This is a genomic window from Thalassolituus alkanivorans, from assembly GCF_020447205.1.
Classification (GTDB): domain Bacteria; phylum Pseudomonadota; class Gammaproteobacteria; order Pseudomonadales; family Oceanobacteraceae; genus Venatoribacter; species Venatoribacter alkanivorans.
The window spans coordinates 203,500-228,486 of the sequence record NZ_JAJAEL010000039.1 but is presented as its reverse complement, the minus strand read 5'-3'; the positions used below and the strand labels follow the sequence as shown (position 1 = coordinate 228,486).

At 52.3% G+C, this 24,987-nt stretch carries 36 protein-coding genes; 7 read left to right on the top strand and 29 right to left on the bottom strand.

All coding sequences use genetic code 11. The features are described from left to right. Nucleotides 1-88 precede the first annotated feature (88 nt). The 7 genes from LGT44_RS16445 (at nt 89) to LGT44_RS16415 (ending at nt 10,342) form a co-directional block, all read left to right on the top strand. Entirely contained in the window at nt 89-1,471 is a 1,383-nt protein-coding gene (locus LGT44_RS16445) for a sigma-54 interaction domain-containing protein (protein ID WP_145466693.1), read from the top strand. Between the two features lie 277 nt (nt 1,472-1,748). After that, nucleotides 1,749-5,522, top strand: a complete 3,774-nt coding sequence (locus LGT44_RS16440) for a DUF1631 family protein (protein ID WP_230332384.1) — start codon at nt 1,749-1,751, stop codon at nt 5,520-5,522. 99 nt (nt 5,523-5,621) lie between these two features. Then, on the top strand, nt 5,622-6,455 hold the full coding sequence (locus tag LGT44_RS16435; protein ID WP_230332383.1) for a TRAP transporter TatT component family protein: 834 nt from the start codon (nt 5,622-5,624) through the stop codon (nt 6,453-6,455). A gap of 6 nt (nt 6,456-6,461) precedes the next feature. After that, nucleotides 6,462-7,463, top strand: coding sequence for a TRAP transporter substrate-binding protein (locus LGT44_RS16430; RefSeq protein WP_145466695.1), 1,002 nt, complete (start codon nt 6,462-6,464; stop codon nt 7,461-7,463). After that, a complete protein-coding gene (locus LGT44_RS16425) occupies nt 7,463-7,948 on the top strand; it encodes a TRAP transporter small permease (protein WP_230332382.1) in 486 nt (161 codons plus the stop codon). The genes LGT44_RS16430 and LGT44_RS16425 overlap by 1 nt, the downstream gene beginning before the upstream one ends. Next, a complete protein-coding gene (locus tag LGT44_RS16420; RefSeq protein ID WP_230332381.1) occupies nt 7,945-9,222 on the top strand; it encodes a TRAP transporter large permease in 1,278 nt (425 codons plus the stop codon). The genes LGT44_RS16425 and LGT44_RS16420 overlap by 4 nt, the downstream gene beginning before the upstream one ends. Before the next feature lie 202 nt (nt 9,223-9,424). Further along, nucleotides 9,425-10,342, top strand: a complete 918-nt coding sequence (locus LGT44_RS16415; RefSeq protein ID WP_230332380.1) for an alpha/beta hydrolase — start codon at nt 9,425-9,427, stop codon at nt 10,340-10,342. A 59-nt stretch (nt 10,343-10,401) separates the two neighbouring features. Here LGT44_RS16415 and rplQ read toward each other — a convergent pair whose 3' ends face one another. The 29 genes from rplQ to LGT44_RS16270 all read right to left on the bottom strand — a co-directional run. Further along, complete coding sequence (rplQ, locus tag LGT44_RS16410) at nt 10,402-10,812, bottom strand: 50S ribosomal protein L17 (protein ID WP_145466699.1); 411 nt, start codon at nt 10,810-10,812, stop codon at nt 10,402-10,404. Nucleotides 10,813-10,844: 32 nt separating this feature from the next. Beyond that, a complete protein-coding gene (locus LGT44_RS16405) occupies nt 10,845-11,846 on the bottom strand; it encodes a DNA-directed RNA polymerase subunit alpha (protein ID WP_145466700.1) in 1,002 nt (333 codons plus the stop codon). A gap of 22 nt (nt 11,847-11,868) precedes the next feature. Next, entirely contained in the window at nt 11,869-12,489 is a 621-nt protein-coding gene (gene rpsD, locus LGT44_RS16400; RefSeq protein WP_145466701.1) for a 30S ribosomal protein S4, read from the bottom strand. A 12-nt stretch (nt 12,490-12,501) separates the two neighbouring features. Then, complete coding sequence (rpsK, locus tag LGT44_RS16395; RefSeq protein ID WP_145466702.1) at nt 12,502-12,891, bottom strand: 30S ribosomal protein S11; 390 nt, start codon at nt 12,889-12,891, stop codon at nt 12,502-12,504. 72 nt (nt 12,892-12,963) lie between these two features. Continuing rightward, nucleotides 12,964-13,320 carry a 30S ribosomal protein S13 gene (gene rpsM / locus LGT44_RS16390; protein ID WP_145466703.1) on the bottom strand — a complete coding sequence of 119 codons (357 nt, stop codon included), beginning with the start codon at nt 13,318-13,320 and terminating at the stop codon, nt 12,964-12,966. A gap of 106 nt (nt 13,321-13,426) precedes the next feature. Continuing rightward, entirely contained in the window at nt 13,427-13,540 is a 114-nt protein-coding gene (gene rpmJ / locus LGT44_RS16385; protein ID WP_145466704.1) for a 50S ribosomal protein L36, read from the bottom strand. A gap of 20 nt (nt 13,541-13,560) precedes the next feature. Continuing rightward, nucleotides 13,561-14,880: a preprotein translocase subunit SecY gene (gene secY, locus LGT44_RS16380; protein WP_145466705.1), complete on the bottom strand. Its 1,320-nt coding sequence runs from the start codon at nt 14,878-14,880 to the stop codon at nt 13,561-13,563. Then, the gene (gene rplO / locus LGT44_RS16375) at nt 14,880-15,314 is read right to left on the bottom strand and encodes a 50S ribosomal protein L15 (protein WP_145466706.1); all 435 of its coding nucleotides are present in this window, start codon (nt 15,312-15,314) and stop codon (nt 14,880-14,882) included. The genes secY and rplO overlap by 1 nt, the downstream gene beginning before the upstream one ends. A 1-nt stretch (nt 15,315) precedes the next feature. Further along, nucleotides 15,316-15,501, bottom strand: coding sequence for a 50S ribosomal protein L30 (rpmD, locus tag LGT44_RS16370; RefSeq protein WP_145466707.1), 186 nt, complete (start codon nt 15,499-15,501; stop codon nt 15,316-15,318). 6 nt (nt 15,502-15,507) lie between these two features. Continuing rightward, a complete protein-coding gene (gene rpsE / locus LGT44_RS16365; RefSeq protein ID WP_145466708.1) occupies nt 15,508-16,017 on the bottom strand; it encodes a 30S ribosomal protein S5 in 510 nt (169 codons plus the stop codon). A gap of 11 nt (nt 16,018-16,028) precedes the next feature. Then, nucleotides 16,029-16,379: a 50S ribosomal protein L18 gene (gene rplR, locus LGT44_RS16360; protein ID WP_145466709.1), complete on the bottom strand. Its 351-nt coding sequence runs from the start codon at nt 16,377-16,379 to the stop codon at nt 16,029-16,031. A gap of 10 nt (nt 16,380-16,389) precedes the next feature. Next, entirely contained in the window at nt 16,390-16,923 is a 534-nt protein-coding gene (gene rplF, locus LGT44_RS16355) for a 50S ribosomal protein L6 (RefSeq protein ID WP_145466710.1), read from the bottom strand. Between the two features lie 11 nt (nt 16,924-16,934). Then, complete coding sequence (gene rpsH, locus LGT44_RS16350) at nt 16,935-17,327, bottom strand: 30S ribosomal protein S8 (RefSeq protein WP_145466711.1); 393 nt, start codon at nt 17,325-17,327, stop codon at nt 16,935-16,937. Between the two features lie 60 nt (nt 17,328-17,387). Beyond that, nucleotides 17,388-17,693: a 30S ribosomal protein S14 gene (gene rpsN / locus LGT44_RS16345; RefSeq protein WP_145466712.1), complete on the bottom strand. Its 306-nt coding sequence runs from the start codon at nt 17,691-17,693 to the stop codon at nt 17,388-17,390. A 10-nt stretch (nt 17,694-17,703) separates the two neighbouring features. Then, nucleotides 17,704-18,243: a 50S ribosomal protein L5 gene (gene rplE, locus LGT44_RS16340; protein WP_145466713.1), complete on the bottom strand. Its 540-nt coding sequence runs from the start codon at nt 18,241-18,243 to the stop codon at nt 17,704-17,706. Between the two features lie 18 nt (nt 18,244-18,261). Continuing rightward, entirely contained in the window at nt 18,262-18,576 is a 315-nt protein-coding gene (gene rplX / locus LGT44_RS16335) for a 50S ribosomal protein L24 (protein ID WP_145466714.1), read from the bottom strand. A gap of 16 nt (nt 18,577-18,592) precedes the next feature. Beyond that, on the bottom strand, nt 18,593-18,961 hold the full coding sequence (rplN, locus tag LGT44_RS16330; RefSeq protein ID WP_145466715.1) for a 50S ribosomal protein L14: 369 nt from the start codon (nt 18,959-18,961) through the stop codon (nt 18,593-18,595). Nucleotides 18,962-18,993: 32 nt separating this feature from the next. Next, nucleotides 18,994-19,260: a 30S ribosomal protein S17 gene (rpsQ, locus tag LGT44_RS16325; protein ID WP_145466716.1), complete on the bottom strand. Its 267-nt coding sequence runs from the start codon at nt 19,258-19,260 to the stop codon at nt 18,994-18,996. Nucleotides 19,261-19,262: 2 nt separating this feature from the next. Then, on the bottom strand, nt 19,263-19,454 hold the full coding sequence (gene rpmC / locus LGT44_RS16320; protein WP_145466803.1) for a 50S ribosomal protein L29: 192 nt from the start codon (nt 19,452-19,454) through the stop codon (nt 19,263-19,265). Then, the gene (rplP, locus tag LGT44_RS16315) at nt 19,454-19,867 is read right to left on the bottom strand and encodes a 50S ribosomal protein L16 (RefSeq protein WP_145466717.1); all 414 of its coding nucleotides are present in this window, start codon (nt 19,865-19,867) and stop codon (nt 19,454-19,456) included. The genes rpmC and rplP overlap by 1 nt, the downstream gene beginning before the upstream one ends. Before the next feature lie 12 nt (nt 19,868-19,879). Next, complete coding sequence (gene rpsC, locus LGT44_RS16310) at nt 19,880-20,569, bottom strand: 30S ribosomal protein S3 (RefSeq protein ID WP_145466718.1); 690 nt, start codon at nt 20,567-20,569, stop codon at nt 19,880-19,882. 11 nt (nt 20,570-20,580) lie between these two features. After that, a complete protein-coding gene (rplV, locus tag LGT44_RS16305) occupies nt 20,581-20,916 on the bottom strand; it encodes a 50S ribosomal protein L22 (RefSeq protein WP_145466719.1) in 336 nt (111 codons plus the stop codon). Nucleotides 20,917-20,929: 13 nt separating this feature from the next. Continuing rightward, nucleotides 20,930-21,205, bottom strand: a complete 276-nt coding sequence (rpsS, locus tag LGT44_RS16300; protein WP_145466720.1) for a 30S ribosomal protein S19 — start codon at nt 21,203-21,205, stop codon at nt 20,930-20,932. Nucleotides 21,206-21,222: 17 nt separating this feature from the next. Next, a complete protein-coding gene (gene rplB / locus LGT44_RS16295; RefSeq protein ID WP_145466721.1) occupies nt 21,223-22,050 on the bottom strand; it encodes a 50S ribosomal protein L2 in 828 nt (275 codons plus the stop codon). A 12-nt stretch (nt 22,051-22,062) separates the two neighbouring features. After that, complete coding sequence (rplW, locus tag LGT44_RS16290; protein WP_145466722.1) at nt 22,063-22,359, bottom strand: 50S ribosomal protein L23; 297 nt, start codon at nt 22,357-22,359, stop codon at nt 22,063-22,065. Then, nucleotides 22,356-22,958, bottom strand: coding sequence for a 50S ribosomal protein L4 (rplD, locus tag LGT44_RS16285; protein WP_145466723.1), 603 nt, complete (start codon nt 22,956-22,958; stop codon nt 22,356-22,358). The genes rplW and rplD overlap by 4 nt, the downstream gene beginning before the upstream one ends. Before the next feature lie 3 nt (nt 22,959-22,961). After that, complete coding sequence (gene rplC, locus LGT44_RS16280; protein WP_145466724.1) at nt 22,962-23,594, bottom strand: 50S ribosomal protein L3; 633 nt, start codon at nt 23,592-23,594, stop codon at nt 22,962-22,964. Nucleotides 23,595-23,698: 104 nt separating this feature from the next. Continuing rightward, nucleotides 23,699-24,010 carry a 30S ribosomal protein S10 gene (gene rpsJ, locus LGT44_RS16275; protein ID WP_145466725.1) on the bottom strand — a complete coding sequence of 104 codons (312 nt, stop codon included), beginning with the start codon at nt 24,008-24,010 and terminating at the stop codon, nt 23,699-23,701. Nucleotides 24,011-24,221: 211 nt separating this feature from the next. After that, on the bottom strand, nt 24,222-24,987 hold a 766-nt coding region (locus tag LGT44_RS16270), incomplete at its 5' end, for an EF-Tu C-terminal domain-related protein (RefSeq protein WP_268866500.1).

Here is a 24,987-nt window from a genome sequence, read left to right as displayed (position 1 = left end):
CGCACCGCAGGATAAATCCCAGACAATGCTTTACAAATTACTGACGGACTGCCAGATTTGACACATCACCTGCCACAGGCGTCATGTTATGTTCAGCAATCCACATTACCGCTCTCTGCCTGCCATCTCTTCTTTGCTGGATGCCATTGCCGCACCTGCCGTACTGCTCAGTCCGGATTATGAAATCTGTGCCGCCAACGAAGCCTATCGCCACACATTCGCCGGTAATGATGATGTGGTCGGCCGACACTGCTATGACGTATCCCATGGCTACAAGGTGCCCTGCGATCAGGCCGGTGAAACCTGCCCGCTGCGTCAGTGCTTCGAAAGTGGCCAGCGTCAGCGCATTCTGCATATTCACAACACGGCCCGCGGACGTGAGCATGTGGATGTTGAAATCAGCCCGATCCGTGATGAGCAGGGCGAAATCCGTTTCTTCGTAGAAATTATGAATCCGGTGCAGCATGGCGACTGCCCGTTTGAACAACAGATGGTTGGTTACAGCCCGGCTTATACCCAGATGCTGGAACTGCTCAGTCGTGCATCCGCCAGCGATATCAGCGTCCTGCTGCTGGGCGAATCCGGCACCGGTAAAGAACTGGCCGCACAGTATCTGCACGGCCACAGTCCGCGGCGTAACAGCCCCTTTGTTACCGTAGAATGCTCAGGACTGACTGAAAGCCTGTTTGAAAGTGAATTATTCGGGCACGAGAAAGGCGCTTTTACCGGCGCCACTCACCGCAAACCCGGACTGGTAGAAGCAGCCCGTGGTGGCACGTTATTTCTGGATGAAATCGGCGATATTCCGCTGCCAATGCAGGTTAAGTTATTGCGTCTGATCGAATCCGGCAGTTACCGTCCGGTAGGTAGCATCACCCCGCGCCATGCCGATTTCCGTCTGATTTGCGCTACTCACCGCCAACTGGGTGATATGGTTGCCGCCGGCACCTTCCGCCAGGATCTGTATTACCGCATCAGCCCTTTCCCCGTGGTTTTGCCCTCCCTGCGCGAGCGGCCGGAAGACATCATTCCACTGGCAACTCACCTGTTGCAGCAACTCAGCCAGCACCGTGTTCTGCAGCTTTCAGAAGAAGCCTGCGACTGGCTGATACAGCAGGATTTTCCCGGCAATATCCGCGAACTGCGCAACCGCATTGAGCGCGCCATCCTGCTGTGTGACGGCTCACAGATTGAACCCGAACACCTGCGCCTGAATCTGCACCAGTTCAGCCAGCATCAGCATGCTGCAGATAACAATCCTGCAGCCCTGATTGCCCACAATGGCCTGCCGGATATCATGCCACTGGATCAGCTCGAGAGCGCTTATCTTACCCAACTGGCCGCCCGTCACCCGGGAGACAATGCCAGATTGGCTCACAAACTGGGCATCAGTGAACGCACGCTGTACCGCAAACTGAAGCAGGCGCGGGCAGATAATCACCGCAATACGGGATCTGCTGACAGCGATTAAACGGGTGTCTGTACGCCGTAACCTTCTGATACTTTGGCCGTAATAACAGTAGGCGCAGCCATGGATTCAGATAAAATATGCGTTTACAGATATATTCCTGACGGCCCCCTATACTGCCACTGCACTGGCTGGTATTTGTGCGCCCGAACGCAGGTAATGCCGGGATATAACAGCATTACTGCACAGAACAGGAAGGGATGGAGCGACGGACTATACTGATAATCCGGGCTCCAAAACCGGGGTCAGTTCAAGCTGCCCCGCATAAATGGACTGAAACATGGCTGTCGAACTGAGAGAACACCCGCGATTTTCCACCTACGTTAACGCACGCCTGTTATTTGCCGACGGCACCGCGCTCGACTGTCAGGTGCTGGACTATTCGCAAAGCGGCATGCACCTGCTCTGGCCACACGGCCAGCCACAGAATACCAATGGCACCCTGACACTGGAGCTGTCACTGGATCAGCAAAAAACCAATGTCAAAGTAGAATGGGTATTCTGTAACGAGCAGCACGCCGGAGTACGCCTGCATCAAGCAGACGACCGTCTGTTTCTGCAGCTGCAGGAGTTCAACCAGAATCACCGCAATGTAAAGAAGCTCAGCCCCGAGCAGCGCAAAAAATATCTGGAGCTGTTCCATCAGGAAGCCAACGCCCTGATAGACCGTCTGCCCAAACTCTGGCTGCCGGAATTTCTTGAAGGCACCTTTACCAAAGCCAACATGGCGCGCAACACCACTGAGCAGCAACAGTGGCTGCGACTGGAAAAACAGTCGAAAGACAAAGCTGCGGCACTGCATCAGAAATTTACCCAGAACCTGAAACGTCAGCTTGAACTCTGGTCCGAAGGCAAGCCGGAATACAGCGCTGAAAATCAGCAGGCCAGCGGCGATATGCGTCTGTCGCTGGTACAGCAGGCAGAATTTGAAGACTGGTTACTGGCCAAAGTGACCTCCTCCCACCTGCAGTCACGGCTGGCCCACATGACCTTCGAGCTGCGTCAGCTGCTCGACACACTGTCCGACGCCAGCATCGAAAACTGCTTTAACCCGATTGGCCCGGGCACGGTTACCGAAGCCTTCCGCGATGCGCTGGAAAAACTACAGCTGCCACAGGAAGCACGGGCACTGGCCTTTGAAACCTTTGAACAGATTGCCGGTGGCAACCTGCAAACCACGTATCAGAATCTGGTTAAACAGATCGATATTCCACTGACCTTCCGCTACCGGAGACCCACTCCGGAAAAGCAGGAAAACGCCCCGCAACAGAACCAGAATAACGGCGGAGGAAGTGGTTCCGGCAACAACGGCTCCGGTAACAACGGTTCTGGTAACAACAGCGGTTCCAGTAACAGCGGCGCAGGAAATATCTCTCCCATCAGCAGCTCCGCTGGTTCAGGTTCAGCTGCGCGTAATATGCAGCCGGCTCACTATAACGAACAGACCCTGCAGAACTTCCAGCGCCACCAGGAAGAAGCCCGCCAGGCCTATTCCAATATTCAGAATCTGCTGCAATTGCGCTACCAACGGTTTGAACAGGCGGCTCTGGCACAGGATGCCTTACCGGCAGCGGAGCCTGAACTGATCAGCAATGTTCTGAGCCATGTCGCCCAACAGCAGAGCCTGGCTCAGGGGCATGTACGCGAGCACGTTGAAAAAGCCCTGGCCGAGAAAGACGTCAGCCTGCCAGCCGAATCCCGTGACGCCATCGACACACTGGAACACGTCACCCAGCACCTGCTGTCGAGCGATCAGGTTGCCGAATTTATCAAACCCTTTATTGAACGTCTGGGCTGGCCATTACTGCAGCTGATGCTGAAAGACGCCAGCCTGCTGTTCAACCCTGACCATCCCGGCCGGCAGGTACTGAACCAACTGGCCAAGCTGGGTCAGCTCACCACCAGCGGCGAAGCTCAGATAACAGCCCGTTTGCAAAGCCTGGTTGACCCGGTTGTGCACAACATCAGCAATGATGAAAGCTCACTCGATGAATTGCTCGAAAGCTTGCAGGGTCTGGTCAGCGGCGCAGAACGCAAAGCCCGGCAAAATGCCGAACGCGTAGCTCAGGCTGCTGAGGGCGAGCATAAATTACAGAAGGTCCGCCGCCAGATTGAACATCTGGTCGGTAAAGACAGCTCCGACCGGACGCTACCATCCTGTGTCGTTGAATGGCTGCAGCAGGGCTGGCAACAGATACTGGCATTGCTGCTGTTGCGCGAAGGTCCGGACAGCAAGCGCTTTAAAGGTGCGGTTAAGCTCTACCGTCAGGTGCTTGCGCTGTTTAATCCCGACAACAGTGGCCGGCGGGAATTACTGCAGCGCTTTCAGCCAATGATGGAGCTGGCCCGCGCCGAACTTGATCGGCTGAATGGCAGCCTGCCGGAGCACCAGCGCTGGTACGACGAAATTATGGCCGCCGCCGAAAGCCATCTGAATCAGGGCGAAATCCGTGAAGCCATCGACCTGCCAACCTTCGTCGCCAAGCCCGCCGAAGTGGTGCCCGAAGGTCGCGGTGTACGCCGTGCCATGAATCTGCAGATTGGCGACTGGCTGTTACTGGTGGAACAGGATCAGGCGGTGTCTGTGGTGTGGATTGCGCAGGATGCTTCCAAGTTTGCCTGCGTCAATCACAGCGGTATGAAAGTGGTCGACTTTACTCTGGCCGAACTGGCCCGCGCCTTTGATGAAGGCCGGGTGAAACGGATGTACGAACAGGACGAATCAGCGGTCGATCAGGGCGTTGATAAACTGGTGCAACAGATTTACCGCGATCTGTCTGAGCAGGCCAATATCGACGCTCTTACCGGTCTCACCAATCGTCAGCATTTCCTGCGTCAGTTACAGGAACGCTTCCAGGCCAGCTTGCGCAACCCGGCACCCTGCACTCTGGCCATGATCGATATCGACCAGTTCAAACTGATCAACAAAAACTACGGCGTCGATGGCGGGGATACCTGCCTGCAGGCCGTGGCGACCATGCTGGAAGAAGAGTGCAAAGACGCGTTGTGCGCCCGTATCGGCAGTAACGAGTTTGCCGTACTGCTCAATCACGCGGATATGGAGCAGGCCGAAGCCAGCATCAAACTACTGAAGAAAAATATAGAAGGCACTGCCATCAGCAGTGGCTCAGACAGTTTCCATATTCATATCAGTGTCGGCCTGGCCGCCATGAATGCCGATATCACCGACGCTTCCGATCTGGTTGAGCAGGCCGAATCTGCCTGCCTGATTGCCAAGGAAAAAGGTGGCTCACGTATCGTTCAGTACGAATTCGATGACGCCGGCCGCCTGCGTCACGATGAGTTTATGGCCTGGGGCAACAAACTCAATCAGGCGCTGGCCAACAACCAGTTACAGGTGCTGTGCGTACCGATCACCGCCATTCAGGAACGCCACAAAGGAACCCGTCAGTACGAAATCATTATCAGCATCCGGGATAAAAATGGTGCTCAGATTCCGCCACTGGAATATCTGCAGGCCGCTGAAAACTACAACCGTATGTATATGCTCGACCGCTGGACGCTGGAGCAACTGGTGCAGTGGCTGCATGATCACCCCAATGCCGCCCAGAGTATCAGCCGTTTTGTGCTGCGCCTGTCGGGTCATGCCATCAATGATGAAAGCCTGCTGGCCTATATTTTTGAGCAGGCGCGCGAAAAAGATGTTCCGGTGAAGAAACTCTGTTTTGAGCTGAACGAGACATCCGCTATCCGCAATCTGGAGGATGCTGCCGACTTTATGCATGAAATGCGCAGTCTCGGCTGCCAGTTTGTGCTGTCGGATTTCGGTACCGGACAATCGTCATTCGAATACCTCAAAGCCCTGCCGGTTGACTATGTGAAGATCGATCACAGCTTTATTGACGGGCTGCATACCAGTTCAGCCGATTATGCGCTGGTGAAATCCATCCAGGAAATCACGCATTTTATGGCCAAAAAAACCATCGCCGAATACAGCGCCAACAATAACGTCTGGGAAATTCTGCGTTCCATTGGTATCGATTTTGTCGTCGGCGCACCGGCTGAATATCAGCCGCTGGAGAAGCTTGGCTGACACACCCGGGGTTTATGGCCTGAGCAGGTAATGAAACCGCAAGGATAACCAGTGTACAATCCGCGCTCCTGAAAGCAGCGCTCTGGTTCTGAAAGCGGTATGAAAACACTAGTCTGTCTTATGTTATTCGGGTTACTCAGCGCCTGCTCGGTGAGTAACCTGCCCGGCAACCTCTCCCGTTCAATGATGAACCAGGATGACCCGGCCATCGTCGCCGCCGGTGCTCCGGCCTATCTGTTGTTACTTGATGCCCTGATTCTTACTTACCCCGAAAACGAAGACTTCCTGCTCGCCGGCTCCCGTCTGTACGGCGCTTATGCCGGCGTCTTTGCTCAGGACCCGGATCAGGCCAAACGCATGGCCGACAAGGCCATCGGCTACGCCCGCCGCGCCCTGTGCGAATACGATGAAGATGCCTGCACCTTAATCGACGGCCCACAGAACGATCTTCTGGCCGGTCTGGAAGAAGACTACGACGCCGACGATATCGCCGTGTTCTACGCCATGGCTGCCGCCTGGGCCGGCTGGATTCAGGCCAACAGCGACGACTGGAATGCCATCGCCCAGCTCGGCAAGGTCAAAATTCTGATGCAGTGGGTCGCAACCCAGGACCCCGCCTACGATCACGCGACCGTGCAGGTTTACCTCGGTGTACTGGAAACCCAGCTCCCTCCGTCACTGGGCGGTAAACCGGAACTGGGACGGGAATATTTTGAACGCGCCATCGACATGACCCGGGGCGAAAACCTGATGGCCAAGGTGCTGTACGCCAAGCAATACGCCCGCCTGATGTTTGAACAGGAATTGCACGACCGCTTATTACAGGAAGCTCTGGATGCCGACCCGCACAGCGAGGGGCTCACCCTGATTAACCGTCTGGCCCAGCGCCAGGCAGCCGTTCTGTTAGCCGAATCCTCTGAATACTTTGAGTGAGATCCTATGAAACTGATCACCGCCCTGGCGCTGACCCTGAGTCTGCTGAGTCCTCTGGCTCAGGCTGCCACCACCCTGAAAATTGCCACTCTGGTTCCTGATGGCACCAACTGGATGAAGCTGATGCGTCAGGCTGCTGATGACATCAAGCAGGAAACCGACAGCCGGGTAAAAATCAAATATTTCCCCGGTGGCGTACAGGGCAGCGATAAAAGCGTGCTGCGTAAAATGCAGATCCGTCAGCTGCAGGGTGGTGCCGTTTCTACCGGTGCAATGTCACACATTACCAACGTGACGCAGTTGTACAGCCTGCCATTTACGTTCCGCAATCTCGATGAAGTGCGTGCTGTACGCGCCGAGTACGACCAGTACATCGCTGCAGCGCTGCAGGAAAAAGGCTACATCCTGCTGGGCCTGTCAGAAGGCGGTTTTGCTTATCTGATGTCCAACAAGCCACTGAAATCATCGGTGGATGTTCGCAGCCAGAAAGTCTGGGTGCCGGAAGGCGACATCATCAGCCAGACCACCTTCGAGAATGGTCAGGTAGAGCCGATCTCCCTGCCGGTATCCGATGTTTATACCAGCCTGCAGACTGGCCTGATTGATACCGTTGCTGTCAATGCCACCTCGGCGATTGCCCTGCAATGGCACACCAAACTGAGCTATGCCACCGATTTTCCACTGGCCTTTATCTTCGGCATGCTGGTCGTTGACGAACGCGCCTTCAGCAAAATCGACGCTGCTGATCAGGCCGTTGTGAAACGCATTATGGCAGCAACCTTCCGCGCGATGGATGTACAGAACGAAAAAGACGAGCAGGGTGCACGTGCGGCACTGGCACAGAATGGCATGCAGTTTGTCGAGCTGACCGAAGAAGATAAGCTGGCCTGGCGCAAGATGGCGCAGGACAGCATTAACACCCTGCGCGAGAAATCGGTTTACCCGGTTGAGCTGTACAACAAGCTGAAGCAGAGCCTGAACAACAACCGTCAGGCGGCTGCGCAGTAATGAAGAAATGGCTGTCTACCCTGCACCGCATCGAAGATGCTGTACTGGTGCTGTTACTGCTGGCGATGATTGTTCTCGCCGGCGTCGATATTCTCGCCCGCACACTGTTTGGTGGCGGGGTGGTCTGGGTGCAGCCATTGCTGCGGGTTATGGTACTTTGGCTTGGCCTGCTTGGCGCCCTGCTTGCCACCCGCTCACGCGAACATATCGCCATTGATCTGATCAACCGCCTCGCTGGTCCGCAAACCAAATGCTGGCTGGCGGTACTGACCTCGGCCTTTGCGGCCTTTATCTGTCTGGTTGTAGCCTGGAATGCTCAGGCCTTTGTGCGCTTTGCTTTCGAGTTTGGCGATATCGCATTCGGACGTGTGCCAGCCTGGCCTCTGCAACTGGTGATTCCGTTAAGCTTCGCGCTGATGGGATTACGTTTCAGCCTGCAGGCCATGCAGGAACTGCTCGGGCAGACCCGGGAGGCTGAAGCATGAGCATTCTGGTTCCGTTGTTACTGTTATTTCTGGCATTGGCCGGTGCGCCACTCTTTACCGTGATCGCGGCCAGCGCGATGTGGGGCTTCTGGCAAACGGATGTTGATCTGCAGACCATGGCCATCAGCATCTATCAGATTGCTGAAATGCCGGTGCTGATTGCAATTCCGCTGTTTACCTTCGCAGGTTATTTATTGGGCGAAAGCAAGGCTCCACAACGCCTGGTACGCATTACCGATGCCTTCCTTGGCTGGATGCCCGGCGGTCTGGCGATTGTGGCTCTGGCAGCCTGTGCACTGTTTACCGCCTTTACCGGCGCCTCCGGGGTGACCATCGTCGCTCTTGGCGCCCTGCTGGTACCGGCGCTGCAGAAAGCAGGCTACAAAGAGTCGTTTAATCTCGGTCTGGTTACCACTTCCGGTAGTCTGGGTCTGTTATTCGCACCATCACTGCCACTGATTCTGTACGGTGTGGTTGCTCAGCAAATGGCGCTGGACACCCCGGTCAGCATCGATGACCTGTTCCTCGCCGGTCTGCTGCCAGGCCTGCTGATGTTGTTTGCCCTGTCGCTCTACAGCGCCTGGCAGTCACGTGGCATTGAGCGCGATCATCATCCTTTTGATAAAGCAGAAGCCTGTGCGGCGATTAAAGACAGCGCATGGGAAATTCCGCTGCCTTTTGTAGTATTGGGCGGTATTTACAGCGGCTTTTTCGCGGTATCAGAGGCGGCTGCGCTGACTGCCTTTTATGTACTGATCGTCAGTGTGGTTATCCGCCGTGAAATCAGCCTGACCCGGCTGCCGCTGGTGATGCGCGACTCGATGAAACTGGTGGGCGCGATTCTGCTGATTCTGGCGGTCTCCATGGCTTCAACCAATTACATGATTGACGCCGGCATTCCGGAGCAGATCTTTGCTTTTATCCAGCAACACGTCAGTGATTCGTTCACCTTTTTGCTGCTGCTGACGATCTTCCTGCTGATTCTGGGCATGATGCTCGATATTTTCTCAGCCATCGTCATTATGATTCCGATCATTCTGCCGATTGCCATTGAGTACGGCATTCATCCGATTCATCTGGGCATTCTGTTCCTCGCGAATATGCAGCTGGGCTACTTTACGCCGCCGGTTGGGATGAACCTGTTTATTGCCAGCTTCCGCTTTAATAAGCCGGTTATGACCCTGTACCGCGCCACCATCCCGTTCTTCTTTATTCTGCTCGCCTGTGTGCTGATTATTACCTATTGGCCTGGCCTGAGCCTCGCGCTGCTGTAAAACACGATCACAGACGCTCTGCGGAGCGTCTGATCCTTCTTTACAGCTGCTTGCCCAATCTGACATGGCCCCGGGTTATGGTAGTAACTCATGATCGTGCTCATGGATGAGTATCCTTCCTAAGACGTTGTTTGCGGGTTAATCTTGACCCGCTTTTTTTTATCCCCATCAGTAAAATCAATAAAAAATCACAGGAAGGCTTATGGCCAGTCTGACCGCCCGTCTGACACGCACTCTTCTGCGTGCTTTGGTGCAACCGACATTCACACCCGAATTCGGCCTTAAACGCCAGCGCCAGCGTTTAAATGCCCTGCAACAACTAATGCCCATGCCTTTTGGCGTACGCAAACAGATTACTCCCTGTGGCGGCGTTCCCGCCTGGCGTCTGACACCGGCGACCGTACATGACGCCGGCAGCGCACAAAATACCGGTGCGAGCGTGATGCTGTATCTGCATGGCGGAGGCTATGTCGTCGGTTCTCCGACCAGTCATGGTGAAATGGTCGCCCGTATCGCCCGCCAGTGCAGTATTGATACCTGGCTTATTGATTACCGCCTTGCTCCTGAACATCCGGCACCAGCCGCCCTTGAGGACGCACTCAGTGCCTACCGTACCCTCAGTGCTCAGGGGCCGGTGATAATTGCCGGAGATTCTGCCGGCGGCGGTCTGAGTCTGGCCCTGACTGCGGCTGCTCTGGAACAGCAGCTGCCACGCCCACAGGCTCTGGTTTTATTCTCGCCCTGGTGTGATCTGAGCTGCAGCGGAGCTTCCATCAGTGAAAGGAAAGAACGGGAGGTATTACTGCAGACAGACTGGATTCTCTTTGCGGCGGAGCAGTATGCCGGGCAGCAGGATCTGGACAATCCGCATATATCGCCACTGCATGCCGACTTCAGCGATTTTCCACCTACCCTGATTCAGGTTGGCAGCGAAGAAATTCTGTACGATGACAGCGTGCGCCTCGCTCAGCGTATGCGCCATGCAGGCGCTGAGGTAACCCTGAGTGAATATCCTCAGATGTGGCACGTATTTCAGCTGCACGCCGGTTATATGCCTGAAGCGCGCCAGGCACTGAATGAAATTGCGGCCTTTACCAGACAGCAGCAAAAGCGCGAATAACGGCCAATAAAAAGGCCCGCAGTCTTACGACGGCGGGCCTTTTTATTTAACTGCCGAAATTACTCAGCGGCTTCATCCTGAACTTCAACAACATCCGCTTCTGCTACTGCAACCGGACGGTCTACCAGTTCAACATATGCCATTGGAGCGTTATCACCAGCACGGAAGCCACATTTCAGAATACGAATGTAACCACCTGGGCGGGTTTGATAACGAGGACCCAAATCGCTGAACAACTTACCTACTGCTTCTTTGCTACGGGTACGAGCAAAGGCCAGACGACGGTTAGCAACTGAATCTTCTTTTGCAAGAGTAATCAGTGGCTCAGCTACGCGACGCAGCTCTTTCGCCTTTGGCAGGGTAGTCTTGATAATTTCATGCTCGAACAGGCTCACCGCCATGTTTTTAAACATGGCTTGACGGTGTGCGCTGGTACGATTGAAGTGACGACCACTTTTACGATGACGCATGGTTTTATTCCTTAACTAACTGAACGCTCTGCTCAGGCTAATACTTTGTCGTCGTTACGGAGGCTGGCAGGTGGCCAGTTCTCCAGATGCATTCCCAACGACAGTCCGCGTGAGGCCAGAACGTCTTTGATTTCAGTCAGAGACTTCTTACCTAAATTAGGAGTCTTCAACAGCTCTACTTCTGTACGCTGGATCAGATCACCGATGTAGTAAATGTTTTCTGCTTTCAGACAGTTGGCAGAACGAACAGTCAGCTCCAGGTCGTCCACAGGACGCAGGAGAATCGGATCGATCTCTTCTTCTTCGCGGATCTGTTCAACGACTTCGTCGTTCTCCAGATTTACGAAGATAGCCAGCTGTTGCTGCAAGATGGTCGCGGAACGACGGATCGCTTCTTCCGGATCGATGGTACCATTGGTTTCGAGATCGATAACCAGTTTGTCCAGATCGGTACGCTGTTCCACACGAGCGCTTTCAACGCTGTAAGAAACACGCTTAACCGGGCTGTAGGTAGCATCAAGCTGCAGTTTGCCAATGGCCTTGGTTTCTTCATCGTTCTGGTTACGGGACTCAACAGTCTCGTAGCCACGACCGGAAGCAACTTTCAGGGTCATTTTCAGTTCAGCGCCTTCACCCAGATGGGCGATAACGTGAGCTGGGTTAGCAACCTCAACACCATGATCCAGTTGAATATCGGCAGCTGTTACTGTTGCCGGGCCAACTTTCGCCAGGCTCAGAATCGCTTCGTCACGTTCATGTAATTTGACCGCAACACCTTTCAGGTTCAGCAGGATTTCAATTACGTCTTCCTGTACACCTTCGATCGCGCTGTACTCATGCAGAACGCCATCGATTTCGCATTCAACGATTGCAGCACCCGGCATAGAGGAAAGCAGGATACGACGCAATGCGTTGCCTAAAGTGTGGCCGAAACCGCGCTCAAGCGGCTCCAGAGTCACTTTAGCGTGGGTATTGTTTACCTCATCCACCTGGATGTGACGAGGTGTCAAAAATTCATTAACTGCACGCTGCATAGCTGCCCCTTAAGTTCCTCTATTACTTAGAGTAAAGTTCCACGATCAGGTTTTCGTTGATCTCTGCTGGGAGATCAGCGCGCTCAGGAACTGCTTTGAAAGTCCCTTCCATCTTACCTGCATTGACATCAATCCACGCACAATCAGTGCGCTGTGCTGCCAGCTCAAGAGCAGTTTTGATACGATCCTGATTTTTCGCTTTCTCACGAATCGTAACCACATCGCCGCTCTTAACGTTGAACGAAGGAACGTTCACAGTCTGACCATTCACAGCTACTGCTTTGTGAGTGACCAGCTGACGTGATTCAGCGCGGGTAGAGCCGAAGCCCATGCGGTATACAACGTTATCCAGACGAGATTCCAGCAGTTGCAGCAGGTTTTCACCGGTTGCGCCTTTACGACGCGCTGCTTCTTTGTAGTAGCTGCGGAATTGCTTTTCCAGGATACCGTACAAGCGACGTACTTTTTGCTTTTCGCGCAGCTGCAGACCGTAGTCAGACAGACGACCGCGACCAGCACCGTGTACGCCAGGCTTGGTTTCCATTTTGCATTTAGTGTCTAATGCACGAACGCCGCTCTTCAGGAACAGGTCAGTTCCTTCACGACGAGACAGCTTACACTTAGGACCAATATAACGTGCCATATTTCTGCCTCCTTATACGCGACGCTTCTTAGGTGGACGACAGCCGTTATGTGGGATCGGAGTAACATCAGTGATGTTAGCGATCTTGTATCCACATGCGTTCAGAGCGCGGACTGCTGATTCACGACCAGGACCTGGACCTTTAACTTCCACGTCGAGGTTTTTCAGACCGTACTCTTTTGCTGCTTCACCAGCACGCTCTGCTGCTACCTGAGCGGCGAAAGGAGTGCTCTTACGAGAACCACGGAAACCTGAACCACCGGCGGTTGCCCACGACAGAGCATTACCCTGACGGTCGGTGATGGTTACGATGGTGTTGTTAAAAGAGGCGTGGATGTGCGCAATGCCATCGACTACCGTCTTTTTAACCTTTTTCTTGGTTGATCTTTGTGGCTTAGCCATTTTTAAATCCTGCTTTTAATATCAACACTGCAACAAGTCGAATGCAGCTACACTAAAAGACCGACCGTAAGATTACTTACGGATCGGTTTGCGCGGGCCCTTACGGGTACGAGCATTCGTTTTAGTACGCTGACCACGAAGTGGCAGGCTGCGACGGTGGCGGATACCACGATAGCAAGCCATATCCATCAGACGCTTGATGTTCATTTGCACTTCACGGCGCAAATCACCTTCAACCGTATGTTTAGCTACTTCGTTACGAACAACATCCAGCAACTCTTCGCTCAGATCACCGATTTTGGTGGTCTCTGCAATGCCAGTAGCGGCACAGATCTGCTGGGCAGTAGTACGACCAATGCCATAGACATAGGTCAGAGAAATCACTGCATGCTTGTTGTCAGGAATATTGACACCGGCAATACGGGCCATGTCTAACTCCGTTACACTTTACTTGATGAAAGGGCGCGAGATACTACAGTCAGCTCAAAAATAAATCAAGCCATCTGTAATATTCACACCCGACCTTGTCCGGGGATTAACCCTGACGTTGCTTGTGCTTTGGATCTGAACAGATCACGCGCACACTACCGTTACGGCGAATAATTTTGCATTCACGGCAGATTTTTTTAACAGACGCACGTACTTTCATGACAGTCTCCTAAATCTGGCTCAGCGGGCTGAGCCAAAATTCTTCAGATTTGCTTTCTTCATCAGCGATTCGTACTGGTGTGACATCAGGTGCGATTGAACCTGAGCCATGAAATCCATTACGACCACAACCACGATCAATAACGATGTGCCACCGAAGTAGAAAGGTACATCTGCAGCGACTACCAGGAACTGAGGCATCAGACACACCGCGGCAATGTACAGCGAACCGAACAGAGTCAGGCGTCCTAAGACAGCATCAATATACTTGGCAGTCTGAATGCCCGGGCGGATACCCGGAATGAAAGCACCAGACTTCTTCAGGTTTTCGGCAACATCTTTCGGGTTGAACATCAACGCCGTATAGAAGTAGCAGAAGAAAATAATACCGGCAGCGAACAGTACGATGTACAGCGGCTGGCTTGGCGCCAGAGCCATACTGATGTCCTGCAGCCACTCCATCCCCTCACCCTGGCCAAACCACGTTCCCAGAGACGCTGGGAACAACAGCAGGCTTGAAGCAAAGATCGCAGGAATTACACCGGCCATATTAAGTTTCAGCGGTAAATGACTTGTCTGTGCCGCAAACATCTGACGACCCTGCTGACGTTTTGCGTAGTTAATGGTGATGCGACGCTGGCCGCGCTCAACAAAGACTACGAAACCGATCACCACGACTGCCAGGGCAGCAATAACCAGCAATACCAGAATATTCAGGTCACCCTGACGCGCAGACTCGAAAGCCTGACCAATTGCACTCGGCAGGCCAGCAACAATACCGGCGAAGATCAGGATAGAGATGCCATTACCGATACCACGCTCGGTAACCTGCTCACCCAGCCACATCATGAACACTGCACCTGCCACAAAGGAAGGTACGGCTGCGATGTAGAAATCAATGCCCGAAGAGAAAGTAACGCCTTGGCCGGCAAGACCGGCCGAGACGCCGAAGGCCTGAATCGTTGCAAGCAGTACAGTACCGTAACGGGTGTACTGGGTAATCTTGCGACGACCGGCTTCGCCTTCTTTCTTCAACTGTTCCAGCTGCGGACTCACCGCCGTCAGCAATTGCATGATAATGGAAGCAGAGATATAGGGCATGATGCCCAGCGCCAGAATACTCATGCGCTCCAGTGCACCACCGGAGAACATATTGAACATTTCCAGGATTGTGCCCTGGTTCTGCTCGAATAAACGTGCCAATGCTTCCGGATTAATACCTGGCACCGGGATATGGGTGCCAATCCGATATACTACAATCGCCAGGAGCACGAAGCGGATGCGTGACCAGAGTTCAGTCAGTCCGCCTTGCATGCCCTGTGGGAGTCCTTGCCTAGCCATTAGTCTTCGACCTTTCCACCGGCTGCTTCAATAGCAGCTTTTGCGCCTTGAGTGACTTTCAGACCTTTGATGGTCAAAGCCTTCTTGACTTCACCAGACAGAATCACGCGAGCTTCTTTGATCTTCTCGCCGATAACGTCTGCAGCTTTCAGTGCTGCCAGATCTACAACATCGCCTTCAACCAGAGCCAGTTCGTTCAGACGGATCTCTGCAACGTACTGTGCTTTGCGTGAAGTAAAGCCAAATTTTGGCAGACGACGGTGGATTGGCATCTGACCGCCTTCAAAGCCCGGAGCCACTTTACCGCCTGAGCGTGATTTCTGACCTTTGTGACCACGGCCACCAGTCTTACCCAGACCGGAACCGATACCACGGCCAACACGCTTAGGAGCAGGCTTCGAACCAGGAGCTGGGCTCAATTCGTTGAGACGCATATTACTCCCCTTCTACCTTAACCATGTATTGAACTTGGTTGATCATGCCGCGTACAGATGGAGTATCTTCCAGCTCAACGGTATGACCAATACGACGCAGACCCAGGCCTTGCATGGTTGCACGGTGCTTTGGCAGCTTGCCAATGGTGCTCCGTGTCTGGGTCACTTTTACGGTTTTCTTAGCCATAACGTATTACCCCAGGATCTCTTCTACGGACTTACCGCGCTTGGCAGCTACTTCTTCCGGAGACTTCATTTGTGCCAGACCATTGAAGGTTGCACGAACAACGTTTACCGGGTTGGTAGAGCCATAGCACTTAGCCAATACGTTTTTAACACCAACCATCTCCAGAACGGCGCGCATTGCACCGCCGGCGATGATACCGGTACCTTCAGAGGCCGGCTGCATGTAAATCTGTGCGCCAGAGTGACGGGCACGGACAGGATACTGCAGAGTGTTGCCGTCCAGCTGAACATTGACCATGTTGCGCTTAGCCTGTTCCATCGCCTTTTGAATTGCCAGAGGCACTTCACGGGACTTACCACGACCAAAACCAACACGACCATTGCCGTCGCCAACCACGGTCAGAGCGGTAAAGGCGAAAATACGACCACCTTTTACCACTTTGGCTACGCGGTTTACCTGAACCAGCTTCTCTTGCAGTTCACTTTCGTTACGTTCTACACGTTCATTATTTGCCATGATCTTTACCCTTAGAATTCCAGGCCGCTTTCACGAGCCGCGTCAGCCAGAGCTTTAACACGACCATGGTATTTAAAACCAGAACGATCGAACGCAACTTTGGTGATGCCAGCGGCTTTCGCACGCTCAGCAATCAACTGACCAACTTTGGTCGCTGCATTAACGTTACCAGTAGTGTCACTACGCAGATCCGCTTCAACGGTTGAAGCTGTCGCCAAGACGGTAGCGCCATTGGCAGAGATGATCTGAGCGTAAATGTGTCTGGGCGTACGATGAACGCACAGACGAACCGCGCTTTTCTCACGGATGTTCATCCGTGTTTTGGTGGCACGGCGCAAACGAGCTTTTTTCTTCTCATTCATGGCCTAGACCTTACTTTTTCTTGGCTTCTTTACGACGCACATTTTCATCAGCATAGCGAACACCCTTACCTTTATAAGGTTCTGGTGGACGGTAGCCACGGATCTCAGCAGCAACCTGACCTACTTTCTGCTTATCAATACCTTTGATAACCACTTCGGTCTGGCTTGGCGTCTCGACAGAAATGCCTTCCGGCAGTTCATAGTCGATTGGGTGAGAGAAGCCCAGAGTCAAATTTAATGACTTGCCGGATGCTTTGGCACGATAACCAACACCCTGCAGAATCAGTTTCTTTTCGAAACCAACGTTAACACCGGTAACCATATTGTTTACCAGGGCGCGGAAAGTACCGGCCAGAGCGTTGGCTTGCTTGTCGCCAGTTTTAGGAGCGAAGGTCAGTACATTTTCTTCCTGTTTGATTTCAACAGAAGAATGCACATCCAGTTCTAACTGGCCTTGCTTGCCTTTGATGGCGATTTTGTCTGCAGCCAGTTTAACTTCTACGCCGGCTGGGATTTGTACAGGAGCTTTTGCTACGCGAGACATCGTAATTCCCCTTAGAATACGGTCGCAATAACTTCACCGCCCACGCCCGCAGCACGAGCAGCGCGATCAGTCATAACGCCTTTAGAGGTGGATACGATAGCCACACCCAGACCTGCTTCAACTTTAGGCAGCTCTGTGGTGCCACGGTACTGACGCAGACCAGGGCGGCTAACGCGCTGGATACGTTCAATAACTGGCTTACCTTCGTAGTATTTCAGATCGATGGTCATGGTCGGCTTGACCGCTTCATCGATAGAAAAACTGTTGATGTAACCTTCAGCTTCGAGAACCTGGGCTACAGACTTCTTAATTTTTGAAGACGGCATGCTTACATTCTTATGACCAGCTTGCTGGGCATTACGAATGCGGGTGAACATGTCCGCCAACGTATCTTGCATACTCATTAATAGTTACCTCTGTTGTACAGCGCCCCCCCTTCGGTTCTACCCGAAAGGGGGAATTGCTTACCAACTAGCTTTTTTCAGGCCTGGCACATTACCCTTCATGCCTTCTTCGCGCAACTTAATACGTGAAAGCTTGAATTTACGGTATACGCCGTGTGGACGACCTGTCATTTGACAACGACGCTGCAGACGGCTCGCGGATGAATCGCGTGGCAGTTTCTGCAGAGCTTGTTGTGCATTCCAACGCTCTTCGTCAGAAGAGTTAACGTTGCTCACGATCGCTTTCAGTTCAGCGCGCTTGGCGGCAAACTTGGCAACCAGTGCTTCACGCTTCAGTTCACGATTCTTCATGCTAATCTTAGCCATGCTTAACTCCTTAGTTACGGAACGGGAACTGCAGCGCTTTCAGCAGAGCGCGGCCTTCTTCGTTGGTTTTTGCGGTAGTTGTGATGGTCACATCCATACCACGGACCTTGTCTACTTTATCGTATTCAATTTCCGGGAAAATGATCTGTTCCTTCACACCCATGCTGTAGTTACCACGACCATCGAAAGACTTAGGGTTGATACCACGGAAGTCACGAACACGTGGCAGAGCCACGTCGATCAGACGATCCATGAATTCCCACATACGCTCACGACGCAGGGTAACTTTACAGCCAATTGGCCAGCCTTCGCGCAGTTTAAAAGCTGCGACAGACTTACGTGCCTTGGTGACAACAACTTTCTGACCGCTGATGGCTTCCATTTCGGCCACAGCGTTGTCCAGCAGTTTCTTGTCTCCCAGTGCTTCACCAACACCCATGTTCAGGGTGATTTTGGTGACTTTAGGCACTTCCATAATGTTTTTGTAACCAAACTCTTCTTGCAGCTTGGCTACTACTTCGTTTTTATACAGTTCTTGTAAACGTGACATAGTAGTATCCAACTCCAATTAGGCGTCGACTTGTTCGCCTGTGGATTTGAAGATACGTACCTTGCTTTCGCCTTCAACTTTGAAGCCAACGCGGTCAGCTTTCTCAGTTTTCGGGTTCCAGATGGCTACGTTGGAAACCTGAATACCGGTTTCTTTTTCAACGATGCCGCCTGGCTGCTGCAGGTACGGGTTTGGTTTCTGGTGTTTTTTCACCACGTTAATGCCAGATACCAGCACACGGCCATCCTGCAGAACTTTCTGCACTTTGCCACGCTTGCCTTTATCTTTACCGGCAATAACAACTACTTCGTCATTTTTGCGAATCTTTAACATATCTCGTCCCCCTCCCTTAGAGCACTTCTGGTGCCAGGGAAATGATTTTCATGAACTGCTCAGAGCGCAGCTCACGAGTCACAGGGCCAAAGATACGGGTACCGATTGGCGCCAATGAAGCATTCAGCAGAACGGCAGAGTTTACATCAAAACGGATAATAGATCCGTCCGGACGACGTACACCTTTACGGGTACGTACTACCACGGCGTTCATTACCTGACCTTTTTTCACTTTACCGCGAGGAATTGCTTCCTTAACGGATACTTTAATCAAATCACCGATGCCGGCATAACGACGATGAGAACCGCCCAGTACTTTGATGCACTGTACGCGCTTCGCGCCGCTGTTGTCGGCAACGTCAAGCATTGATTGAGTTTGAATCATGCCTCTCGCTCCTAACTAACTGCGCCCGGTCCTCAGACCTTGGCGGCGCGCTCGTCGATATTTACCAGCGCCCAGGTCTTATTTTTAGACATTGGGCGTGACTCTTTTACTGTAACGATATCGCCAATCTGGCATTCGTTATTTTCATCGTGGGCCATCACTTTAGTAGAGCGTTTCACGAACTTTTTATAGATCGGATGCTTAACAAAGCGTTCAACCAGAACAGTGACGGACTTGTCCATCTTGTTGCTCACGACACGACCACTCAGGGTACGAACGGTTTTTGTGTTCTCAGTCATGATTATTCACCTGCCTTGCTAGCCAGCACGGTTTTTACGCGAGCGATATCACGACGGGTCTGGCCGATCAGATGAGTCTGACCCAGCTGACCTGTCGCTTTCTGCATACGCAGTTTAAATTGATCGCTCAACAGTTCTTCCAGCTGAGATTGCAGCTCAGCCACTGATTTATTTTTCAGTTCACTTGCTTTCATCACAGCACCGTCCGTTTAACAAATGCGGTTTCAAAAGGCAGTTTCGCAGCAGCCAGAGCAAAGGCTTCACGAGCCAGCTCTTCTGGTACGCCTTCGATTTCGTAAAGAACGCGACCTGGCTGAATCTGGCAAACCCAGTACTCAACGTTACCCTTACCTTTACCCATACGAACCTCAAGAGGCTTCTCGGTAATTGGCTTATCCGGGAAAACGCGGATCCAGATTTTACCACCACGCTTAACTTTACGAGTCATCGCACGACGTGCTGCCTCAATCTGACGAGAAGTCAGACGACCACGTCCAGTAGCCTTCAGAGCGTACTCACCGAAGCTCACTTTAGAGCCACGGATCGCCAAACCGCGGTTGCGGCCGGTCTGAACTTTACGGAACTTTGTACGTTTTGGTAACAACATAACTAATTCCCCTTATGAACGACCGGTTTTCTTTTTGCCCTGGTTCTTAGCGCGGTCACGTACCTCTTGGATACCACCGAGGATCTCGCCTTTGAAGATCCATACTTTTACGCCAATAACACCATAGGTAGTGTGTGCTTCATAAGTTGCGTAGTCGATGTCTGCACGCAGTGTGTGCAGAGGAACACGACCTTCGCGGTACCACTCGGAACGAGCGATTTCAGCACCACCCAGACGGCCACTCACTTGGATCTTGATACCTTCGGCACCACCACGCATTGCATTCTGTACAGCACGCTTCATAGCGCGACGGAACATCACACGACGCTCCAGCTGACTTGCAACGCTCTGGGCTACCAGCTTGGCATCCAGATCCGGTTTACGAACTTCTTCGATGTTGATGTGTACCGGGATACCCATCAGATCGCTGAGATCTTTACGCAGAACTTCTACGTCTTCACCTTTTTTACCGATCACGATGCCTGGACGGGCAGTGTGAATGGTTACTTTGGCGTTTTGCGCTGGACGCTCGATGACGACCTTGCTCACTGAAGCCTTTTCCAGGCGCTTTTCGATCAGAGATCGAACAGCAATGTCAGTCAGCAGGTTGTCGGCGTACTTATCCTTACCGGCATACCAGATCGAGTTATGATCTTTAGTGATACCTAAACGGATACCGGTTGGATGAACTTTCTGACCCATCTGACCAACTCCTATTTTTCTGAAACTTTCACAGTGATGTGACAAGTGCGCTTCATGATGCGATCGGCACGACCTTTCGCACGTGGACGAATACGCTTCATTGTCATACCTTCGTCAACGAACACGGTAGAAACCTTGAGTTCGTCTACGTCGGCACCGTCGTTGTGCTCAGCGTTGGCGATGGCAGATTCCAGTACTTTCTTGATGATGTCTGCGCCTTTCTTACCTGAGAAGGAAAGAATGTTCAGAGCTTCATCAATCTTCTTGCCGCGGATCTGATCCGCAACCAGACGTGCTTTCTGTGCAGACAAGCGAGCACCACGTAATACAGCGGCTACTTCAGACATATTTCACCCCTTATTAACGTTTGGCTTTCTTATCCGCCACATGACCCTTGTAAGTACGGGTCAGCGCGAATTCGCCGAGTTTATGTCCTACCATGTCTTCAGTTACGAAAACTGGCATGTGTTGTTTGCCGTTATGAACAGCGATTGTCAGCCCCACGAAATCTGGAAAGATTGTGGAGCGGCGAGACCAGGTCTTGATCGGACGTTTGTCGTTCTTCTCAAGAGCAGCCTCTACCTTCTTCATCAAGTGATGGTCAATAAATGGACCTTTTTTCAATGAACGTGGCACAGTTCTATCCTCTCTAATTATTTCGCAGAACGACGACGTACGATAAGTTTATCGGTACGCTTATTCTTACGAGTCTTGTAGCCCTTGGTTGGAACGCCCCATGGAGTAACAGGATGACGACCACCAGAGGTACGACCTTCACCACCACCGTGTGGGTGATCAACAGGGTTCATTACCACACCGCGAACGGTAGGACGAACACCGCGCCAGCGCGAAGCACCAGCCTTACCCAGTTCACGCAGAGCGTGCTCATTGTTGCCAACTTCACCGATAGTGGCACGACAATCAGACAGAACCTTGCGCATTTCGCCAGAGCGCAGACGCAGAGTGCAGTATGCACCTTCACGCGCTACCAGCTGAGCAGAGGTACCTGCAGAACGTGCGATCTGACCACCTTTGCCAGGCTTCAGTTCTACGTTGTGAATTACGCTACCAACCGGTACGTTGCGCAGAGACATCGCGCTACCTACTTTGATCGGTGCATCTTCACCAGACACAATCGCATCGCCAGCACTCAGGCCTTTAGGAGCCAGAATGTAACGACGTTCGCCGTCGGCGTACTTCAGCAGTGCAATGTTTGCGCTGCGGTTAGGATCGTATTCCAGACGTTCTACAACTGCCGGGATACCGTCCTTGTCACGTTTGAAGTCGATCAGGCGATAATGCTGCTTATGACCACCACCAATGTGACGGGTAGTAATGTGACCGTTGTTGTTACGACCACCGCTTTTTGACTTCTTCTCAACCAGAGCTGCGAAAGGCTTACCTTTGTGCAGTTCGTTGTTGACGACTTTCACCAGATGGCGACGGCCAGGAGAAGTCGGTTTAGTTTTCACCAATGCCATGACTTAAACCCCTTATTCCGCGTCTGCGAAGTCGATGTCCTGACCTTCAGCCAGGCGAACGTATGCTTTACGCACATCATTACGTTTGCCTGTACCGCGAGCAGTACGCTTGGTTTTACCTTTGATGTTGACGGTCTGTACGGAATCAACTTTCACTTCGAACAGAGCTTCAACAGCCTTTTTGATTTCAGGCTTGGTGGCATCCGGAGCAACACGGAATACATACTGGCCGTGCTTTTCAGCAACCAGAGTTGCCTTCTCGGAAATATGCGGAGCTACCAGCACTTTATAGATACGTTCACGGTTCATGCGTAGGCCTCCTCAAGTTTCTTCAGGGCGGGCACAGTCACCAGTACCTTTTCAAAAGCAATCAGGCTTACAGGATCGATAGCTGAAGCTTCGGTAATACCAACATGAGGAACGTTACGGGCAGCCAGATACAGCTTTTCGTCGATCTCATCGGCAACGATCAGGACATTGCTCAGTTCCATCTCTTTCAGCTTGGCAACGAATTCTTTGGTCTTGTGGGATTCCACAGCAAAAGAATCAGCAACAACCAGGCGTTCCTGACGGACCAGCTCAGACAAGATGGACTGCATCGCCGCGCGATACATTTTCTTGTTTACTTTCTGCTCGTAGTTACGTGGTTTGGCGGCGAAAGTTACACCACCTGAACGCCAGATAGGGCTGTTAGAAGTACCGGAACGGGCACGGCCTGTTCCCTTCTGACGCCATGGCTTAATACCACCACCGCTAACTTCAGAGCGGGATTTCTGTGCTTTGGTACCCTGACGGCCACCGGCCATGTAGGCGGTAACGATCTGGTGAACCAGAGCTTCATTAAATTCACGACCAAATGCAGCTTCAGAAACAGCTACTGCGGTACCAGTGTTAGTTTTCAGTTCCATTGCTTACCCCTTAGCCTTAACAGCTGGTTTAACAATCACATCGGAACCAGTAGCACCTGGCACAGCACCTTTGATCAGCAGCAGATTGTTTTCTGCGTCCACACGAACAACTTCCAGGTTCTGAGTAGTAACCTGTTCAGCGCCCATGTGACCTGCCATCTTCTTGCCCTTCCAAACACGACCAGGAGTCTGACACTGACCGATAGAACCAGGAGCACGATGAGACAGGGAGTTACCGTGGGTAGCATCCTGGGTACGGAAGTTCCAGCGCTTAACGCCACCCTGGAAGCCTTTACCTTTAGATGAACCAGTCACGTCAACTTTCTGACCAGCTTCGAATTGCGCAACGGTCAGCTCATCGCCATTGGCCAGAGCTTCTTCGGTACGGAATTCCATAACGCCACGACCTGCCTGAACGTTTGCTTTCGCAAAGTGGCCTGCCTCAGCTTTAGTTGTGCGAGAAGCTTTCTTCTCACCAAATGTAACCTGCAGAGCACTGTAGCCGTCAGTTTCAACGGTTTTCACTTGTGCAACACGGTTAGGTGTTACGTGAACTACAGTAACAGCAACAGATTGACCTTCTTCGGTAAAGACACGAGTCATGCCCGCTTTCTTACCGACAATACCAATTGCCATTTTCCAATTACCTCTCGTGTACGGGGCTTAACCCACTATGGCCGCCCTCTTCTCCGACATGGACAAGGGCGTTACACAGAGCCTTACGGATAAATCCTGACGGATTAACCCAGGCTGATCTGAACTTCCACGCCGGCAGCCAGATCCAGTTTCATCAGCGCATCAACTGTTTTTTCAGTTGGCTCAACAATGTCGAGCATGCGCTTGTGTGTACGGATTTCGTACTGATCGCGCGCGTCTTTATTAACGTGCGGGGAGATCAGAACGGTATAACGCTCTTTACGAGTAGGCAGTGGGATAGGACCACGTACCTGAGCGCCCGTACGTTTGGCAGTATCAACAATTTCCTGAGTCGAGGTATCGATCAGTCGATGGTCAAATGCCTTCAAACGGATACGGATTCGTTGGTTTTGCATTACCAAACTCCAAGTTTATGTGCAAGAGCTCACTTTCCCCTGATTAAGGGGACGCGAATTGTATGCGGCTGTACAAAAAGTGTCAACCACGGAATAACAGACGACTTCCGAAGCCGACAAAGCAGGCCGACACCGGAATCAAACTGACAAAAAAGCCCGCACGGAGCGGGCTTTTCAGCACAGGCCCTAAGGCCTGTAATTTGTATTCAGATCACTCGATGATCTTGGCTACAACACCAGCACCAACAGTACGACCGCCTTCACGGATCGCAAAACGCAGACCTTCATCCATCGCGATCGGAGCGATCAGAGTGATGGTCAGCTTAACGTTGTCACCTGGCATTACCATCTCAACGCCTTCTGGCAGCTCACAAGCACCAGTTACGTCAGTGGTACGGAAGTAGAACTGTGGACGGTAACCTTTGAAGAATGGAGTGTGACGACCACCTTCATCTTTACCCAGTACGTATACTTCAGATTCGAACTTGGTGTGAGGAGTGATAGAACCTGGCTTCGCCAGAACCTGACCACGCTCAACTTCGTCACGCTTGGTACCACGCAGCAGAACACCTACGTTCTCACCGGCACGGCCTTCGTCCAGGATCTTACGGAACATCTCAACACCGGTACAGGTGGTTTTGATGGTCTCTTTGATACCGATGATGGACAGTTCTTCACCAGTGCGAACGATACCACGTTCAACACGGCCGGTAACAACAGTACCACGACCCTGGATAGAGAATACGTCTTCGATTGGCATCAGGAAGGCGCCGTCGATAGCACGCTCTGGCTCAGGGATGTAAGAATCCAGAGTTTCTACCAGCTTCTTAACAGCGGTAGTACCCATTTCGTTCTCATCTTCGCCGTTCAGGGCCATCAGAGCAGAACCCGGGATGATTGGAGTGTCGTCGCCTGGGAAGTCGTATTCAGACAGCAGGTCACGCAGTTCCATTTCAACCAGTTCCAGCATCTCTGCA